The organism is Paenibacillus sp. S28 (genome assembly GCF_016624415.1).
GTDB classification, from domain to species: Bacteria; Bacillota; Bacilli; order Paenibacillales; family Paenibacillaceae; genus Paenibacillus_AQ; species Paenibacillus_AQ favisporus.
The window spans coordinates 45,743-63,960 of sequence record NZ_JACVTM010000026.1 but is presented as its reverse complement, the minus strand read 5'-3'; the positions used below and the strand labels follow the sequence as shown (position 1 = coordinate 63,960).

Sequence of the window (18,218 nt, the reverse complement as noted above, 5' to 3'; positions counted from 1 at the left end):
ATACTCACTCGTTGTTCAGTTTTCAAAGATCAAACTTCGTTTCGTTACCGGTAGCTCATCGCCTCAGCAACTTTTATAGTATATCATGTTCAGCTCAACTTAGCAAGCTCTTTTTTTAAATCTTTTTTCAGATTTAATATGAAAGCTTGTGATTTGATTCAAGTTACAACCAAATCATTGGCCGGAATATTAATATAACACGCATTATTGTATTATGCAAGTCTTTTTCTGAATTTATTATTTAGTAGTACTTATAAGGTGCCGACTGTCTACTTAACCATGCATTCCATAGCTGCGGCACCTGCGGATAATTAGTAGCCTTTGCCCTTCCTTGGCCAAAGTGTATAGCTGAAACTTATAACGAAATCAATGCCAACAATGCATGCCCAAAGTAACGGAACTTGCTTAAGCGCTTCGGTTCGCTCGGGGTCATTAACGACCACAATCATGAGAAAGATCAGAATCGAACCAATGACCCAAGCCAGCGCATGTCTGAACCACCCTTGCCGCTCTCGTCTTGCATGTGCCTTCCCGTATTTGGGGGCCTTATGGGGCTTAGGCCCTCCTCCAAAACGATAGTCGAACCGCTCGTCGGCCCAATGAATCATCCGGTGGCCAAAAGCAATGGTTACACCGATGTACACCGCAGCCAGCCCATGCATAAATTCCGCCTCGGCTCCGCCGCGCAGATCCATAATCGTAAGAATGATCAAGAGAAGGTCAACTACAGGAGTCATCAACAGCAGCGCGGCACCGCCCTTTTTCCATCCTGCCAAATACCGGACGCTAAGCCCGGCTAAAACCAAGACCCAGAAGGCTATTTCGCACCCAACAATCCATATACCGATCAAACCTATCCCACTCCTTATTTAATACAAATGTGCTAAAATCAATTTACCACAGTCGTACTAAATAAATCAAGCACGTGGTATAATGGAGACATGCCTAAAATTGTTGATCATGAACTCCAGAAAGCCAAAGTGGCCGAGGCCACCTGGCGCGTCATTCAGAAGCACGGTATCGAGCAAGCTTCCGTCCGAAACATTGCGGAAGAGGCGGGGATCTCCGTAGGTTCGATGCGGCATTATTTTTCAACCCAATCCGAGCTCCTGTCCTATTCCATGAAACGGGTATCCGAGCGGGTATCGAAGCGCATATATGATACGGTCTTCTCCGGTGACCTGATGCAGGACATTCCTTCTCTTCTGCATGAGGTTCTCCCTACCGACAACGAAAAGCGGCTGGAAATGGAGGTGTGGTTTTCTTTTGTCGTCAAGTCGCTGTCGGATGATTCCTTGCGTACGCTGCGCCATCAGGTGGACGACGAGCTGCGGTCGATTTTCGTTACCGTCTTCAACGGCTTATCGGAAGGCCAGCTCCTGCTTCCCGGTCTGGATTTTGCCATCGAAGTGGAACGCTTCTACGCCGTCCTCGACGGCCTGGCCATCCATGCCGTAATGCGTCCGGAGCGTGTGACCCCCGAGGTCATGGTCGCGGTCATCAAGCGGCATTTGTTATCCTTATGCCAGCCGGGTGTCCATTCCATGGCACAGAAGCCTGACTCAAACGCAAAAAAGGAACAGCCGCGTGATACATGATCACGACAGTTGTTCCTTTTATTTATTTTCCCTCTAAACCTGAAAACTACTCCTGACGATTCCGCATATGCGGGAAGAGCAGCACGTCACGGATCGACGGAGAATCCGTCAGCAGCATCACCAGACGGTCGATGCCGATACCCAGGCCACCGGTCGGCGGCATGCCGTACTCCAGCGCGGTGAGGAAATCCTCATCCATTTCATGCGCTTCGTCATTGCCCTGCTCGCGTTCCTTCAGCTGTGCTTCAAAGCGCTGGCGCTGATCGATTGGGTCGTTCAGCTCGCTGAACGCATTGGCATGCTCACGGGCCACGATAAAGAGCTCAAAACGGTCGGTAAACCGCGGGTCCTGCTCGTTTTTCTTTGCAAGCGGCGAAATTTCCACCGGATGCCCGGTCACAAACGTCGGCTGAATCAGCGTTTCCTCAACAAATTCCTCGAAAAACGCGTTCAAAATATGACCGAATGTCATGTGCGGCTCGACTTTGACGTTATGCTCTTTGGCCAGACGGTGAGCTTCCTCGTCCGTCATATGCACGCCGAAGTCCACGCCTTTGACTTCCTTGACCGCATCCACCATGGATACCCGGCGCCAAGGCGGAGTCAGGTTGACTTCATGCCCTTGATAGTTGATGACTTTGGTGCCGAGCACTTCCTGCGCAATATGCGCGATCATATTCTCGGTCAAGTTCATGATGTCTTTGTAATCGGCATAAGCCTCATACAGCTCGATCATCGTAAATTCCGGATTGTGGCGAGTGGAGATACCCTCGTTACGATATACGCGTCCGATTTCGTATACTTTCTCCAGACCGCCCACAATCAGGCGCTTCAAGTGAAGCTCGATGGCAATCCGCATATACAGCTGCATGTCCAGCGCGTTATGATGCGTAATAAACGGCTTGGCCGCGGCTCCGCCGGCAATCGCATGCAGTGTCGGAGTTTCGACTTCCAGGTAGCCCTGTGAATCCAGGTAACGGCGCATCGATTGAATAATCCGCGAGCGGGCAATGAACGTCTGCTGTACTTCCGGATTGATGATCAAATCCACATAACGCTGACGGTAACGAAGCTCCACGTCCTTGAGGCCATGGTATTTATCAGGCAATGGGTAAAGGGATTTCGACAGAACCTCCACCTCGCTGGCCTTGATCGTCGTTTCCCCGGTCTTCGTCTTGAACATCGTTCCGGCGATGCCGACGATATCGCCCAGGTCCAGCAGGCGGAACGCCTCGAACGCATGCTCAGGCACGGAATCCTGGCGCACATAGATCTGGATTTTGCCGCTGAGATCCTGAATATGAGCAAAAATAGCCTTACCCATGCCACGCTTGGCCATAATCCGTCCGGCAACCCGAACTTCGGCGTGCTGCTCGTCCAGCTCTTCTTTTGTCATGCCGTCGTATTTACTCAGCAGATCGCCGGCCATGCTGGTTCTGTCGTATTTTTTGCCAAAAGGATCGATCCCCAGTGCACGCAGCTCGTCCAGCTTGCTCCGGCGGATTTTCAGCATCTCGCTTAATTCAATTTCCTGTTCCTGGTTGTTCACTTCTTCTGACATGGTCAGTCTTCATCTCCTTCATTTCACTGCTATACCTCTCCCGCTTGTCCAAGCGGCATGCCGTCTGCCATCTATATCCGAAAATAACCCCACCAAGTGGGGCCTTTCCTTTGCCTCGACGTTAGCTCAAGTGTTACATTCCACAATCTTGAAAAAAAGCTTCCTCAAGGAAGCTTTCTTTCAATCCTAAAGCATGGATATTACTTTTTGATATCGATGATTTTATATTGAATGACGCCCGCAGGAACGTTCACATCCACGACGGTTCCTTTTTGCTTGCCGATGATTGCTTTGCCGACCGGGCTTTCATTGGAAATTTTATTGTTCAGCGGATCGGATTCAGCACTACCGACGATCGTATATTCCATCGTATCGCCGAATTCCAGGTCCTGCACCGTTACCGTAGCACCTACGCCCACAATGTCCGTGTTGATCTCATCATTATTGATGATCCGGGCATTGCGCAGCATTTTTTCCAAAGTAATGATTCGGCCTTCAATAAAAGCCTGCTCGTTCTTGGCGTCTTCGTATTCGGAGTTCTCACTGATATCACCGTAGCCGATGGCAACCTTGATCCGCTCCGCGACTTCGCGGCGCTTCACCGATTTCAGGTTCTCGAGTTCGTCTTCCAGCTTCTTAAGTCCGTCCTGTGTAAGAATGACTTCTTTATCGCTCATCTTAACCGATTCTCCTGTCATGTAAATAAATTAAAAAACATCCTGCTTCCATAGAATGAACTAAAGAAACTTACGTTCTTGCTCCGTGGTCAGGAGATGGCAATGCTTACTTTAGTTCAATCTATATATATGCAAAACTATATGCAAAATTTGAAGGATCAGAACATCCTCCTGCTGCTTGTTAAACGAAGAGTCGAATTTATACTGCAAAATTATATGGTAACCGTTTCAAAATGTCAATGACAGGGGTGCAGCCGCGGCCGCCCATCTTATTGGGCCACCGCTTCCACACCTATTTCCTCGGCTTCCATTTCGGCACGCTGGTTCAGGTTCGCCACAAAATCCTCCAATATTCCGACCATTTCGTCGCGCTTCGTTCCTTCCATAATCTCATCCTTGATCCGCGCGGACCCTTTGAGACCTTTCAGGTACCATGCCAGATGCTTGCGCATTTCACGTACCGCCACGAACTCGCCTCTCAGCGCGATCAAACGGTCCATATGAAGAATCGCAATGCGAATCTTCTCTTCAGCCGCAGGCTCCGGAAGCAGCTCACCGCTCTTGAGGTACTCAATCGTACGGTACAGCATCCACGGATTTCCCAAAGCGCCGCGTCCGATCATAACCCCGTCACATCCGGTTTCGTCGAGCATGCGCCGCGCGTCTTCTGGCGTAACCACGTCACCGTTACCGATGACCGGGATCGATACCGACTCTTTAACTTGCTTTATAATACTCCAATCGGCATGTCCCGTATACAGCTGTTCCCGGGTTCTGCCGTGCAGGCTGACTGCCTGGCCTCCGGCGCGTTCTACCGCTTGGGCGTTCTCCACCGCATAAATGTGGTCGCTGTCCCATCCGGTTCGCATTTTCACGGTCACTGGTTTATCGACTGCATCCACGACCGCGGAGACCATTTCATAAATTTTCTGGGGATCGAGCAGCCAGCGTGCACCGGCGTCGATTTTAGTCACTTTCGGAGCCGGACAGCCCATATTGATATCAATAATATCGGCGTTGGTCTGTTGGTCCACAACTTTGGCTGCCTCCACCAGGGAATCCCGGTCCCCTCCGAAAATCTGCAGGCTGAGCGGCTTCTCGCGCTCATCTACATATAGCATTTCCCGCGTGCGCTGATTGCCGTGAACGATCGCCTTGCCGCTGACCATTTCTGCGCAGACCAGACCCGTTCCGAATTCCTTGGCGATAAGACGGAACGCAGGATTACATACGCCCGCCATCGGTGCCAGCACAACTTGGTTCTTCATTTCAATATCGCCAATCTTCAGCATCGCATCATTTCCCCCCTTATTATTCATTGTATATACATAAGCAGTATTCCTGCTTCTCTAAAGTCTAACCGTTCCTCAGTTCCTGAACAGATACACCCAGTGCTTCCGCTACTTTGATCAAAACCTGTTCTTCTGCACGACGGTTTCCCCGTTCGATGGCCCCCAACACCGCAAGCGATATGCCGCTCTTGGCTGCGAGCTCCTGCTGCGTGTAGCCTTTTAGCTTCCGGAAGGCGCGGACGCGCTTCGCCAGCTGCATGTTTTCCAAAGCTGCAGACCTTCCTTTCCATCCAGCTTATCCAGAGCTGTCTCTACGATTGTATATAAGCCGGAAGGCTCGTCGGGAGGAACGATATCGGATAAGGGAACCAGCACGAAGGCGCGCTCCTCCATCCGGGGATGCGGCAGCACCAGTTCTTCCGTGTTCTCCCTGCGGCCCTCCATCCAGATTAAATCCAAATCGACGGTCCGGGGCCCCCAATGGATCTCCCGAATGCGCCCAAGCCCGTTCTCAATCCCCTGCATCACGTGCAGCAGTTCATGGGAATCCAAACTTGTGCGGACGCACACAGCCATATTTAAAAAGAGGGGCTGGTCCACATAACCCACAGGCTCCGTCTCATAAAGATGGGAACAGCGGGCTACCGTAATACGAGGATCTTCATCCAGGCGCCGGATGGCTTCCATTAGCGTATGCTCGCGGTCACCCAAATTTGCCCCTAAAGCAATATAAGCCTCTGATAGCTCAGAGGTGAAATGTGCATTCATGGTGGAGTCTCACTTTCTTGTTCTATGCAGCTCCACAGTAACACCCTGAAAGTGGATGTCAAATGGAGGATGCGGTTTGGTCACTTTGACCGTCAGTGCATTGATACTAGTATAAGTGTCCAGTACAACAGATGCAATACGTTCGGCTAAAGCTTCAATCAGGCGAAAAGACTCGGTTTCTACCACGTTTTTGACCGTTTCGTGGACTTCGGCATAATTTACCGTTTGGGTGAGATCGTCGTTCTCTCCGGCTGCGCGCAAATCCAGCTCCATGTCCAGATCGACGTAGAAGCGCTGGCCGAGCTTGCGCTCTTCCTCGAACACGCCGTGATACCCGTAATACTCCATGCGGTGAATGACCATTCTATCCATTTTCTACTCCGCCTCCCCAATAATCTACATCGTACCAAACGCTCCTGTATTTAAAACGTCTATTCTCGGCTCACAACCGCTGAAGTGTATATCATCGCATCGCACATTTTGACGGTTCGTTTGATCGATTTCACATCGTGCACCCTCACCAGCTGGCAGCCCTGGGCGATTCCGAATGCCACCGTGGCCGCGGTGCCCTCGACCAAATCATCCACCGGCAGATCCAGCACGCTGCGGATGAACCTTTTGCGGGACGTGGCCAGCAGCACGGGATATCCAATCTGATTCAAACGGTCCAGCTGGGTCATCAGCTTCAAGTTGTGCTCTCCATTTTTGGCAAAACCGATCCCCGGGTCCAAAATAATATGTTCCGGACGAACTCCGGCCGCCAAGGCGAGGCGCACGCTCTCTTTCAGGTCAGCGACGACGTCCTCCACAAAATCGGTGTAGTCCATATCGTGCCGGTTATGCATCAGAATAATCGGACAGCCCAGCTCGGCTGCCACCTTCAGCATGTCCGGATCGCCTTTGCCTCCCCAAATATCGTTGATGATATGGGCACCGGCCAGAATGGCCTGGCGAGCCACTTCCGCCTTGTACGTATCGATCGAGATCGGAATGTGCGGGGCCGCTTTATGGATCGCCTCAATCACGGGAATCACGCGGGCCAGTTCCTCTTCCGCGGATACCGGCGTATATCCCGGCCGGGTTGATTCTCCTCCGATATCAATCAGGTCAGCGCCGTCCAGCATCATTTTGAGCGCATGGCGTACGGCCGTGTCCGGATCCACATACCGGCCGCCGTCGGAGAAGGAATCAGGCGTTACATTTAAAATGCCCATCACCTGGGTAGACTGTCCGAGCCTCAGCACGGCTTGACCCATCGTAAAGTTACGTTCGTAGATTGTCGTTTTCACTGTCAAATCCCTGCTTTCTGTCGGTACAAATCGAGCAGCCTGCGGGTGATCGGTCCGGCGGCGCCGTGACTCACCGTTGTGCCCGTTCCCTGCCTGTCCAGCAGGAGCGTAACGGGCACAAGCTCCTGGATGGAGCTGGTCACGAACACCTCATCTGCGTCCAGCAGATCTTCCCACGTATACAGGCCTTCCGTGCAGCGGATGCCTGCCGCGCCGGCGAGTTCAAGCACAACCTGGCGCGTAATGCCAGGCAGCAGCCCGGTGGATGCATCAGGTGTATAGAGTTCCCCTTCTTTCACAAAAAACACATTGCTGACGACGCCTTCGCTGACATGTCCGCGCTCATCGAGCATCAGGCCTTCCGCCTGGCGGGAACGCGGGTCGCTCACAGCCACCAGCTCCCTTTTCGCCAAAATGTTGTTCATGTAATGGAGCGACTTTAGGCGGATCGGAGCTTCGGGAGAGTTGCGCCGCGTGTCCAGCAGCTGCAGGGCTTTTCCTTGGGTGTAGAGGTTCTCCGGCGCCTCGGGCAGCGCCTTAACAAGCAGAACATGATTGGGGCGGCTGTACGCCTCCCCGGGAAGCCCGAGAACATCAACGCCAGCGCTGACGGTATAACGAATGTAAGCCTCCTCAAGGCCGTTCGCCTTCATCAAGGCTTCAATCCAGCCGGGCATGGACGCAAGGGCATCCTCCGGCGAAAAGGGAATGCCCAGCATCCGGCAGCCCTCTGCCATCCGCTTCAAGTGCCTCTCCAGCAAAAAGGGCCGGCCGCGGTATGTCCGCAGCGTCTCGAACAGCCCCATTCCGTATAAAAAGCCGTGATCCATTACAGGTACCACGGCGTCGGCGGCATCCACGATCCCGCCGTTCAATCCTATCTTCTTCATGCTTTGGCGCCTGCGGTCTGCTTCAGGAAATTACGCAGTATTTGATGCCCGTAATCGGTGATGATCGACTCCGGATGGAACTGGACGCCTTCAATTGGATACTCCTTATGACGCAGTCCCATAATCTCGCCTTCCTCGGTTTCTGCGGTGATCTCCAGGCAGTCCGGCAGACTGTCCCGCTCCACCAGCAGCGAGTGGTATCTTGTCGCCGTAAATGGCGATGGAAGGCCTTCGAACACGGAGGTGCCGTGATGATGGATCGGCGATGTTTTTCCGTGCATCAGCCGTTCAGCGCGGATGACATTGCCGCCGAATGCCTGCCCAATGGCCTGATGACCCAAGCATACGCCGAAAATCGGGATTTTGCCTTTAAAATTCGCAATCGTCTCCAGGCTGATTCCCGCCTCGTTCGGCGTGCAGGGACCCGGGGAAATCAAAATATGGTCGGGTGCAAGCTCCTCAATGCCGGATACGGTAATTTCATCGTTGCGGTATACCTTCACTTCCTGTCCGAGCTCCCCCAAATACTGCACCAGATTGTACGTAAAAGAGTCATAATTGTCGATAACCAAAATCATATGCTCATCCCCTTATCCCAGATTTGGCGGCGGATTCCTCTTCGCTTGCGAGAACCGCCAGGATCATGCCTTTAGCCTTGTTTTGGCATTCCCGGTATTCCCGGTAAGGGTCGGAATCGATGACGATTCCCGCCCCGGCCTGGATATATCCCGTACCTTCCAGGACGGCCATCGTTCTTATGATAATATTTAATTCCATATTGCCGTTGTAGTCAATCCAGCCGATTGAGCCGGTGTATGGCCCGCGCCTTACCGGTTCCAGCTCCTCGATGATCTCCATCGTCCTCACCTTAGGGGCGCCCGTGATGGTTCCTCCCGGGAAAAAGGCGGCGATCACGTCGTATACGCCTTTGCCCGGAGCGAGCCGGCCTTCCACCTGAGAAACGAGATGCATCACATGAGAGTAATGCTCGACTGTCATCAGCTCCGGGACGTGCACCGAGCCGTACGCCGCTACCTTCCCCAGATCGTTACGTTCGAGATCCACCAGCATGATATGCTCGGCTCTCTCCTTCTCGCTGCCCAGCAGCTCGGCCGCCATGGCCGCATCCTCCTGCGGGGTCAGCCCCCGGCGCCTCGTGCCGGCGATCGGGCGGGTGCTGATCCGCTCCCCCTGAAGCTTCACCAGCAGTTCCGGAGAGCCGCTGACCAGCGTGAATCCCGGAGAGCGCAGAAGCCCCATGTAAGGGGAAGGGTTCAGCAGGCGGAGCCATTCATAGGCCTGCTCCGGCGGCGAATGGAGGTCTAGCTCCTGACGGAGCGACAGATTCACCTGGAAGACGTCCCCTTCGCGAATGTACTGCTGGATGGCCCGCACAGCCTGCTCAAAGGATTCCTGCGGGAATCCGGTACGCAGCTGCGGCCACTCCATCCGGGGGGACAGCTCCTCCGCCTGCTTTCGCCGCCGGTCCGCTTCGGCCTGGATCCCGTCGTCCAGATTCACCATGGACAGCCACAACGACTGCATGGACCGGGCACGCTCGGCAGCCTCTTCGTAAAGCACACCCAGCCTTTGCCCGATCAGATCCCTGTCCAGCCCTTCTGCATCAAAATGCACATGGACCGTGCAGTACACCTTCCGTCTGTCTGCATCATGCACCCACAACTCTTCCATCCGCATCCACAAATAATCCGGGAATGCCGGAAGATCGGCTGCGGTGGATGGAAGAGATTCAAGGGAACGAACGATGTCATATCCTAGAAAGCCAACGCATCCTCCAAGAAGGGGCGGCAAATCTGGATCCGGCTGCTGGGGAGCCCGGTACGGCGCCATCCACCGCTGCAGCACCTGCAGCGGACTTCCGTCCACCTTCTCAGTTGCCCCGCTCAGCAGGTGCGTCACGACGCCACCGTGATCTTTTCCGTGAAGAACCGACACCGGCCGCAGCCCCAGGTAGGTATACCGCCCCTCCTTACCGCTCTCGAGTACGAAGGAATAGGGCGAAGCCTGTTCCCAGGCTGACGTCCAAGCCGCCGGGAACTCCTCTTCTTCCTGCCGGTCCCATCCTCCGGACGACAGCACATATGGAAACATCGTGATGCCCTCTGCGGCCCAAGTCATCCATTGATCCAAGGTGATCAAACCGCTCTCGTTTCTCTTCATTTTCTGATCCCCTTTTAGTAACAAGACCTGTCTATTGGTTGTCAGTATACTTGGAGTCGGCAGGTTTGAAAAGACTTTTCCAAAAAGATGCCTGATTTGGCTGCCAATGAGCAGCTGCATGAACAAAAAAAACCTGCAGCCGGATAGACCGGCAGCAGGGGCGAGAGTTTTTACAATGTATAAGACGCTAATTACGCCTCAAAGTTATACAGCGGTGTGCTCAAATAGCGTTCGCCGTTACTTGGGATGACTACCACGACACGTTTGCCTTTACCGAGCTCTTTGGCCACTTTAAGTGCGGCAAACACGGCAGCGCCGGAAGAAATACCGGACAGGACGCCTTCTTCTTTGGCGATACGGCGTGCCGTTTCAAAGGCTTCGTCGTTCTCCACGTGAATGATTTCATCGTAGATGTCACGGTTAAGGATATCCGGAATAAAGTTGGCGCCCAGACCTTGAATTTTGTGCGGTCCTGGTTTGCCTCCTGCCAGAATTGGAGAAGCCGCAGGCTCAACAGCCACGATCTTAATGTCAGGGAAGCGGTTCTTCAGCACTTCGCCTGCACCGGAAATCGTTCCGCCCGTTCCGATTCCTGCCACGAAGGCGTCGAGGGAGCCGCCGATGGATTCAATCGCTTCCACAATTTCCGGACCCGTCGTTTCGCGGTGAATCTTCACGTTGGCCGGGTTTTTGAACTGCTCAGCCATGAAATAATCCGGATTTTCCTTCACGATTTCCTCAGCTTTCTTAACGGCACCGTTCATGCCTTCAGCTCCCGGTGTCAGAACCAATTCTGCACCGTAGGCGCGAAGCAGGTTGCGGCGCTCAAGGCTCATCGTTTCAGGCATGACGATCACGGCTTTGTAGCCTTTGGCTGCAGCTACCATAGCCAGACCGATACCGGTGTTGCCGCTTGTCGCTTCCACAATCGTACCGCCAGGCTTCAGAAGGCCGTCCTTCTCCGCTTGTTCGACGATGCTGATCGCAATCCGGTCCTTAACGCTGGAGCCCGGATTTTGATATTCCAGCTTCAAGTAAATTTCCGCGCTGTCTTCCGGTGCAAGCCGGTTCAGCCGGACAAGGGGTGTTCCTCCGATTAATTCCGTTACGTTGTTGACGACCTTAGCCATAGGTAAATCCTCCCTGTTTATAATGAATTTGATGAATAACTGCTGTATACAAAATTCTAGAAAGAGAATCTGGCTGGCTTGGATCAAACTATATCCGAGTAAATAAGTAGGTATTTATACCTTCATCTTATCAACCTTCCACCTCAATGTCAATACGAACCCGGACGTAAGGCCTGGTTGTAAACAAAGAAAACATCCTGAAAACGTATGTAAGCCAGGGCTCATCATCTTGCCTGCCGCTTCTGTCGTTTCAGGATGCTTTGGATGGCGATATTTTGATCAAAATTTTGGCGTCATATTTGTTTCTCAACTGTTCTTCCAGCTGCGAAAGGGGGACAGCCTCGCTTAAGGCAAGCTGTTTGCGGGCCTCCCGAATGATCTCCTCGCTGCTCTTGGTACTGCCGTTCTCCACGCTGATCAGCTGGACGACCGCATATCCGTCATTTAGCCGTACCGGACCCGCTGCGTCCCCTGGCTTCAGGGTTGAGGCTGTCTGCAGTACTTCCGGAGCAATAAAAGGATCATCCTCTTCCACCGTCCCCAGGTCACCGCCTTGATCGCGTGTAAATTCATCCAGGGAGTACGCTGCCGCCAGCGTGCCGAAATCCTCTCCCTGCTGCAGGCGGTCAAGCACCCGATTCGCCTCATCTTCGGTATCCGTCTGAATCCAGGCAAGATGATAAGCCTTCTTGGCTGCAAACTCCTCCTGATGCTGATCGATATAACGCTGTACCTCCGCATCCGTGATGCGAATTCCTGCGGTTGCGATCTTTTGCAGTGTGAGACGGTACTCGGTTTCCGCCCGGATTTCCTCGGGAGTCAGGTTCAGCTGGTCGGCCATCTCCCGATAATAGTCGTCCGGGGAAGCGTAACCCTGCATTTCCCGGTTAATCTCCTCCGTCACTTCCTCCGGGGTTACCTTAATTTTTAGGGACTGGGCTTCCGCATATACCGCCTTGTGATTCAGCATCTGCGTCAATGCTTCCTCCCCGTGCGTCCGTTTCAGCTCCTCGACCCAATCGCTTTCCGTAATGGTGCTGCCGTTAAAAGACGCCACCGCATCCGCCCCTGCTTGCTTGTCTTCAGCCGGTGACGGCTCATCTGCCGGTTTAAGTCCACGGATGACAATCAGACTCCCCATAAACAACACGCCCGCTGCCAAAATAATGACCGCGGCCCACAGCCCCTTCTCCTGTCTGGTTATCATATCATCGAACCCGCCCCTTACTTCATGGCTTGTTCAAGAATTTGCTGCAGTTGTTCCCTGTCAAAATCATACGCTTCATTGCAGAAATGGCACACCACTTCCGCCTGTCCATCTTCCTCGATCAAACGCTCCAGTTCCGCTTGGCCTAGGCTGACCAACGTTTGCTCTACCCGGTCACGGGAGCACTGACAGCGAAACATGATGTCCATCTCTTCGAGAACCTCTACATCGGGAAGCAGCTGCTTCAGCATATCCTCCAGCTCCAGCCCTTGGTCCAGCAGGGTGGTTACCGGCGGAATCGCGCTTACCGCCTGCTCGATCGCCGTGATTTCCTCATCGGAAAGGCCCGGAAGCAGCTGAATGATAAAGCCGCCGGCCACGAGCACGGAATTGTCGGGAGCGACGAGTACGCCCAGGCCAACCGCAGTAGGGGTTTGCTCCGATACGGCAAAATAATACGTAAAGTCCTCTCCGAGCTCTCCCGAAATAATCGGTACGCTTCCGCGGTAAGGCTCTTTGAGGCCCAGGTCTTTAGTTACGTGCAGGTATCCCTCACGGCCAACCGCGCCGGCTACGTCGAGTTTTCCCTGGCTGTTGCTGGGCAAATGGACATGCGGATTAGTGACGTATCCCGTCACTTCGCCAAAGGAGTTGGCTTCTACGACGATCTGTCCGATCGGTCCGTCGCCCTTGACTTGAATGCTCAGCTTTTCCTTGCCCTTCAGCATGGCGCCCATCATACCAGCGGCTGTCAGCGTGCGTCCCAGCGCCGCTGTGGCGGTAGGCCACGTATCATGCCTTCTGCGAAGCTCCTCCACGAGAGCCGTCGTTCTCACCGCGAAAGCCCGGACACGTCCGTTCATGGCCGTGCCCCGGATGAGGCGGTCCTGTTTGTTTTCCATTATGTGTACTGCCTCCTTTATTGGATGAGCCGGGAAGGCTCTGCCCTTATCTATCTATTTTACCGCAAAACAGGCCTTTTTGGTGATCCGGTTGATCTTTCTGGCAATTCAGCGGTTGCGCTCATAAATAATCCGGAGACCGTCGAGCGTCAGCAGCGGATTCACTTCCTGGATGACCTTCGTTTCGCTGGCGATCAGATCCGCCAGTCCGCCCGTTGCGACCACTTTCAGGGAGGGCACCTGCATCTCGCCGCGAATCCGCTCTACAATGCCTTCAACCTGCCCGGCGTATCCGAAAATAATGCCTGCCTGCATCGCATGGACTGTATTTCGTCCGATGACCTTTTTGGGCTTCTCCAGCTCAATCCGAGGCAGCTTCGATGCGCGCTGATACAGCGCTTCGGTCGCAATGCCGATGCCCGGCACGATCAGGCCGCCGAGATAGGCGCCTTTGGGATCGATGCAGTCAAATGTGGTAGCCGTGCCAAAGTCGATCACGACGAGCGGGCCCTGGTACTTCTCCACGGCGGCAACGGCGTTGGCGATCCGGTCAGCCCCGACCTCGCGCGGATTTTCGTAACGCAGATTGAGCCCGGTTTTAATCCCCGGTCCGACGATGAGCGGCGAATGGTGGATATATTTTTGGCACATCTCCTCAATGACATGGACCATAGGCGGTACCACCGAAGAAATGATCACGCCCTCAATATCGCTGACCGGGATCCCGGACATCTGAAACATGTTCCGGAACATAATGCCGTACTCGTCCGGCGTGGAATGATTGACCGTGCTGAGACGGAAATGATGCAATAGCTCCCGGTTTCTGTATATCCCTAGGACGATGTTCGTATTCCCGATGTCGATCACCAGAATCACGGGGGCTATCCCTCCTTCACCGCATTGAGATCAAGGCTGATGTCCAGGCTGTCGAAGGAATACGTCAGTCTGCCGACCGAAATGACGTCGACACCGCAGACCGCGATCCCCTTCACAGTCTTCAAAGACACGTTGCCGGAGGCCTCCACAGTCACATGCGGGGACTTGGCCTTAATACGCCGGACGGCCTCTTTCATCAGATCCTGGCTCATGTTATCCAGCATGATGATGTCTGCACCGGCTTCCAGCGCTTCCTCGACCTGCTCAAGCGATTCCGTCTCCACTTCGATGGTCATCGTATGAGGAATAAACGCCCGGGCACGCTCCACGGCCTTGCGGATTCCGCCGGCGCCTTTAATATGGTTGTCCTTGATCATCACAGCATCATACAGCCCGAAGCGGTGGTTGGCTCCCCCGCCGACGCGGACCGCGTATTTCTCCAGCATGCGGTGTCCCGGCGTCGTCTTCCGGGTATCGACCAAGCGGGTAGGCAGGCCTTCCAGCGCATCCACGAACGAACGTGTCCGCGTCGCAATGCCTGACAGGCGCTGCAGCAAATTCAAGGCCAGCCGCTCCCCCGTCAAAATCCGGTGCGTGCTGCCTTCCACGACAGCGAGTACCGTTCCCTTCTTTACGAAATCGCCTTCCGATACTTGAGGCGTGAACGTGAGCGCCGGGTCCACGACTTGAAACACAAGCTCCGATACGGGAAGTCCGGCTACCACGCCATCTTCCTTGGCATGAATGATTCCCTTGGATTCATGTCCTGTCGGGATGGTCGACAGCGTCGTCACATCTCCCGATCCGACGTCCTCTCTCAGCCACAGCCGGATGGATTCCACAAGACTTTCATCATATCCGTTAAACGTCATCGCTGATTTCCTCCACTATTTCTTGATCCCGCCGCTGCAGCAGATGCTTGCGCCAGCCTTCGTCATCCCGCAGGGGGAAGTCTTCGCGGTAATGCGCCCCACGGCTCTCTTCCCGGGACAATGCCGCGCTGGTCACCAGCAGACTGCTGGTCAGCATGTTGGCAAATTCAAATTCCTCACGCTTGCTCAGTCCGGACTGGAAAATCGGCAGCTGGCGCTTCAGTTCATCCAGCCCCTTCAACAGCAGCGTCTTGTTCCGGCGCAGTCCAACGTACCGCACCATCACCTTCTGAAGCTTGAGCCGACGCTCTACAATGGCCTGCCTTGGCGATTCAAGGCGCCCCTCATCGACCCGAATATCTTTGGGTTCCCAGTCCAGCGGGGACAGTTCCTGCAGGCGGTTCACAATACGCCGTCCAAACACGATCGCTTCGGAGAGCGAGTTACTGGCCAATCGGTTGGCGCCGTGCACGCCGGTCGAGGACACTTCGCCGCAGGCAAACAGCCGCTTGATGCTGCTCTCACCATTCAGGTCCGTTTTGACGCCGCCCATCATATAATGCGCAGCCGGAGCCACTGGAATCCAGTCCGTCGACATATCCAATCCGTAAGTCATGCACGTTTCGTAAATGGTCGGAAACCGATGCTTAAGCATATCCTCCGGCTCATGGGTAATATCCAAATAGACGAAGGTGGATTTCGTTTCTTCCATTTCGCTGAGGATCGCCCGGGCGACAATGTCGCGTGGCGCCAATTCGAGCAGCTCATGGTATTTTTCCATAAAACGTTCGCCTTTAATATTCCGCAGAACGGCGCCTTCGCCCCGAACCGCCTCGGAGATTAAAAACCTCGGAGCACCCGGATAACAGAGAGCCGTCGGGTGAAACTGGATAAACTCCATATCCCGTACCTCAGCCCCCGCCCGATAGGCAATCGCCACACCATCGGCCGTGGCCACTTCCGGATTGGTGGTATACCGGTAGAGCTGTCCCGCGCCGCCGGAACAAAGCACGGTCGCGTTCGCCTGCACAAAGATCCGCTGCCCGTCGGGACGCTGAACCAGTGCTCCCTTGCACTCGCCGTCTTCTGTAATAACGTCTATTACAAAGTGATGCTCCCATACCTCAATATGATCATGCTCCGCAACCTTCTCCGCCAGGGCTCTGACAATTTCGTAGCCGGTCGCGTCCCCGTTGGCATGCAAAATCCGCCGGTGGCTGTGCGCGCCTTCCTGGGTCAGGGCAAGCTCCCCGTTCTCCAGGTCAAACGTTGTGCCGAGCCGGATCAGCTCCTTGACGCCCTCAGGGCCTTCATTGACCAAGAGGTCCACCGAGGAGGATGAACACAGCCCTGCCCCTGCCATCAGCGTATCCTGCCGGTGATACTGTGGGGAATCGTCCTCCGAAATGACCGCGGCAATCCCCCCTTGGGCGTACCGGGTGTTGCTTTCGAGCAGTGCCTTTTTCGTGATCATGATGACGTGCCGGTCCTGGCTTGCCTGAATCGCCGTAAACAGTCCGGCTATGCCCGAGCCGATGACGATGACATCCGTCTTGGTCCGGGGCAAAGTCTGCAGATCAAAGTCAACCAGATATTGTGGAATCATGTGCCTGTTCACCTGTCTTAAGAGAAAGAGTAGCGCATGCTACTGTACTTGTAACATGCGCTCTAAAGAAGTTCTGGCTTTATCTGCAACAACCGGCGGCACGTAGATTTGCGGCTTCATGGTTTCCAGACACTTCACCAGTTTTTTCAGATTGTTCACCTTCATGTTCGGGCATACCAAAAACTTGGTGGCGAAATGAAACTCCTTATCCGGGCTGTCGAGACGAAGCTGGTATCCGGTACCGTCTTCGGTTCCGACGATAAACTGTTTGCTGCTTGATTTTTTGCAGTATTCCAAAATTGCCGTAGTGCTGCCGACGAAATCGCCCATAGCCACGACCTCCGGACGGCATTCCGGGTGTACGACAAACTCGGCGTCGGGATATTTGGCTCTCATCTCCACAACGTCTTTTACCGTCAGCATATCATGCGTATTGCAGTACCCTTCCCAAATGATGAGCTTCTTGTCGGTATGCTGCTGCACATAGTGACCCAAATTTTTGTCCGGTACCCAGATGATCTCATCGGAATCGACCGATTGAATCACTTTTACCGCATTGGAAGAGGTACAGCAAATATCCGTTTCCGCCTTGATCTCTGCCGAAGAGTTGATATACGTAACCACTTTGGCGTTAGGATGCTGCGCTTTCAGTTTGCGGAGTCCGTCCACGTTGACCATATCGGCCATTGGACAGCCTGCACGCTCATCCGGAATCAGCACCGTTTTGTTCGGAGCCAGAATCTTAGCGCTTTCACCCATAAAATGAACGCCGCAGAAGACGATGACTTCCGCATCGGTTTGAGCCGCTTTCTGGGCAAGCAGGAAGGAATCACCACGGAAATCCGCTACTTCCTGAATTTCATCCCTTTGATAATAATGCGCCAAAATAATGGCGTTTCTTTCCTTCTTCAGCTTAAGCAGCTTCTCCGTCAGTTCCCGCTTTTGTTCCTGCTTATGCTCCAGTGCCAGAGCTTCCACCAGTAACCCACTCCCTCTGAAATCCCATGATTTTACCCGGTTGATGGCTTCATAACCTCATAACATCATGAATAGTTTGTGAAAATTCTCCCAAAGTTGCCCGTTGCAACCTCGAGACCATCTTGTTTATCAACTAATTTACACAAGGTTCACGATACTGTCAATTGACTAAAATGATCTTTATATGCTATCTAGCCGAAAGAAAACAAAGCTTCCCGCTCGATTCCGTCCGATTAGGCCGCCTCGCTTCTGTTTGGAGCTTGCAGCCGCCCCTATCGCTACTATGCCTCAAAAAAAAATTAACTGGTGCGACAGAGTTAAGGCGGAACGCTATCGGCTTCAATGCTTGAACACCCCAAATGGCCGCCGCTCTTATTTCCTGGCAAACGAC

The 18,218-nt window shown here is 53.7% G+C and carries 19 protein-coding genes; 1 reads left to right on the top strand and 18 read right to left on the bottom strand.

Annotated features, from left to right (window positions below):
* Window positions 1-311: 311 nt before the first annotated feature.
* Entirely contained in the window at window positions 312-851 is a 540-nt protein-coding gene (locus IAE55_RS32080; protein WP_200634856.1) for a hypothetical protein, read from the bottom strand.
* Between the two features lie 90 nt (window positions 852-941).
* On the opposite strand from IAE55_RS32080, the gene IAE55_RS32075 reads away from it, so the two are divergent.
* Complete coding sequence (locus IAE55_RS32075; RefSeq protein WP_200634855.1) at window positions 942-1,598, top strand: TetR/AcrR family transcriptional regulator; 657 nt, start codon at window positions 942-944, stop codon at window positions 1,596-1,598.
* 46 nt (window positions 1,599-1,644) lie between these two features.
* On the opposite strand, the gene lysS is transcribed toward IAE55_RS32075, so the two are convergent.
* The 17 genes from lysS to nadA form a co-directional block, all read right to left on the bottom strand.
* On the bottom strand, window positions 1,645-3,159 hold the full coding sequence (gene lysS, locus IAE55_RS32070) for a lysine--tRNA ligase (RefSeq protein WP_200634854.1): 1,515 nt from the start codon (window positions 3,157-3,159) through the stop codon (window positions 1,645-1,647).
* A gap of 200 nt (window positions 3,160-3,359) precedes the next feature.
* The gene (gene greA / locus IAE55_RS32065; protein WP_076176695.1) at window positions 3,360-3,836 is read right to left on the bottom strand and encodes a transcription elongation factor GreA; all 477 of its coding nucleotides are present in this window, start codon (window positions 3,834-3,836) and stop codon (window positions 3,360-3,362) included.
* A gap of 269 nt (window positions 3,837-4,105) precedes the next feature.
* Entirely contained in the window at window positions 4,106-5,128 is a 1,023-nt protein-coding gene (gene dusB, locus IAE55_RS32060; protein WP_089549449.1) for a tRNA dihydrouridine synthase DusB, read from the bottom strand.
* A 64-nt stretch (window positions 5,129-5,192) separates the two neighbouring features.
* Window positions 5,193-5,396, bottom strand: coding sequence for a helix-turn-helix domain-containing protein (locus IAE55_RS32055; protein WP_105442414.1), 204 nt, complete (start codon window positions 5,394-5,396; stop codon window positions 5,193-5,195).
* Window positions 5,348-5,896: a 2-amino-4-hydroxy-6-hydroxymethyldihydropteridine diphosphokinase gene (gene folK / locus IAE55_RS32050; protein ID WP_076176692.1), complete on the bottom strand. Its 549-nt coding sequence runs from the start codon at window positions 5,894-5,896 to the stop codon at window positions 5,348-5,350. Before folK ends, IAE55_RS32055 begins: the two co-directional genes overlap by 49 nt.
* A gap of 9 nt (window positions 5,897-5,905) precedes the next feature.
* Window positions 5,906-6,268, bottom strand: coding sequence for a dihydroneopterin aldolase (gene folB, locus IAE55_RS32045; RefSeq protein WP_076176691.1), 363 nt, complete (start codon window positions 6,266-6,268; stop codon window positions 5,906-5,908).
* A gap of 59 nt (window positions 6,269-6,327) precedes the next feature.
* The gene (gene folP, locus IAE55_RS32040; protein WP_145165254.1) at window positions 6,328-7,152 is read right to left on the bottom strand and encodes a dihydropteroate synthase; all 825 of its coding nucleotides are present in this window, start codon (window positions 7,150-7,152) and stop codon (window positions 6,328-6,330) included.
* A gap of 35 nt (window positions 7,153-7,187) precedes the next feature.
* Window positions 7,188-8,075 carry an aminotransferase class IV gene (locus IAE55_RS32035; protein WP_145165242.1) on the bottom strand — a complete coding sequence of 296 codons (888 nt, stop codon included), beginning with the start codon at window positions 8,073-8,075 and terminating at the stop codon, window positions 7,188-7,190.
* Complete coding sequence (pabA, locus tag IAE55_RS32030) at window positions 8,072-8,653, bottom strand: aminodeoxychorismate/anthranilate synthase component II (RefSeq protein ID WP_105442418.1); 582 nt, start codon at window positions 8,651-8,653, stop codon at window positions 8,072-8,074. The genes IAE55_RS32035 and pabA overlap by 4 nt, the downstream gene beginning before the upstream one ends.
* A gap of 4 nt (window positions 8,654-8,657) precedes the next feature.
* On the bottom strand, window positions 8,658-10,256 hold the full coding sequence (locus IAE55_RS32025) for an anthranilate synthase component I family protein (protein WP_145165240.1): 1,599 nt from the start codon (window positions 10,254-10,256) through the stop codon (window positions 8,658-8,660).
* 191 nt (window positions 10,257-10,447) lie between these two features.
* Complete coding sequence (gene cysK, locus IAE55_RS32020; RefSeq protein ID WP_105442420.1) at window positions 10,448-11,386, bottom strand: cysteine synthase A; 939 nt, start codon at window positions 11,384-11,386, stop codon at window positions 10,448-10,450.
* A 250-nt stretch (window positions 11,387-11,636) separates the two neighbouring features.
* A complete protein-coding gene (locus IAE55_RS32015; RefSeq protein ID WP_084204274.1) occupies window positions 11,637-12,593 on the bottom strand; it encodes a peptidylprolyl isomerase in 957 nt (318 codons plus the stop codon).
* 17 nt (window positions 12,594-12,610) lie between these two features.
* Window positions 12,611-13,495 carry an Hsp33 family molecular chaperone HslO gene (gene hslO / locus IAE55_RS32010; protein ID WP_145029920.1) on the bottom strand — a complete coding sequence of 295 codons (885 nt, stop codon included), beginning with the start codon at window positions 13,493-13,495 and terminating at the stop codon, window positions 12,611-12,613.
* A 108-nt stretch (window positions 13,496-13,603) separates the two neighbouring features.
* Window positions 13,604-14,371, bottom strand: a complete 768-nt coding sequence (locus IAE55_RS32005; RefSeq protein ID WP_105442423.1) for a type III pantothenate kinase — start codon at window positions 14,369-14,371, stop codon at window positions 13,604-13,606.
* A 5-nt stretch (window positions 14,372-14,376) separates the two neighbouring features.
* On the bottom strand, window positions 14,377-15,243 hold the full coding sequence (gene nadC, locus IAE55_RS32000; protein ID WP_145165238.1) for a carboxylating nicotinate-nucleotide diphosphorylase: 867 nt from the start codon (window positions 15,241-15,243) through the stop codon (window positions 14,377-14,379).
* The gene (gene nadB / locus IAE55_RS31995) at window positions 15,233-16,849 is read right to left on the bottom strand and encodes an L-aspartate oxidase (protein WP_145165236.1); all 1,617 of its coding nucleotides are present in this window, start codon (window positions 16,847-16,849) and stop codon (window positions 15,233-15,235) included. The genes nadC and nadB overlap by 11 nt, the downstream gene beginning before the upstream one ends.
* A gap of 39 nt (window positions 16,850-16,888) precedes the next feature.
* Complete coding sequence (gene nadA, locus IAE55_RS31990; RefSeq protein ID WP_145029928.1) at window positions 16,889-17,827, bottom strand: quinolinate synthase NadA; 939 nt, start codon at window positions 17,825-17,827, stop codon at window positions 16,889-16,891.
* Window positions 17,828-18,218: the final 391 nt, after the last annotated feature.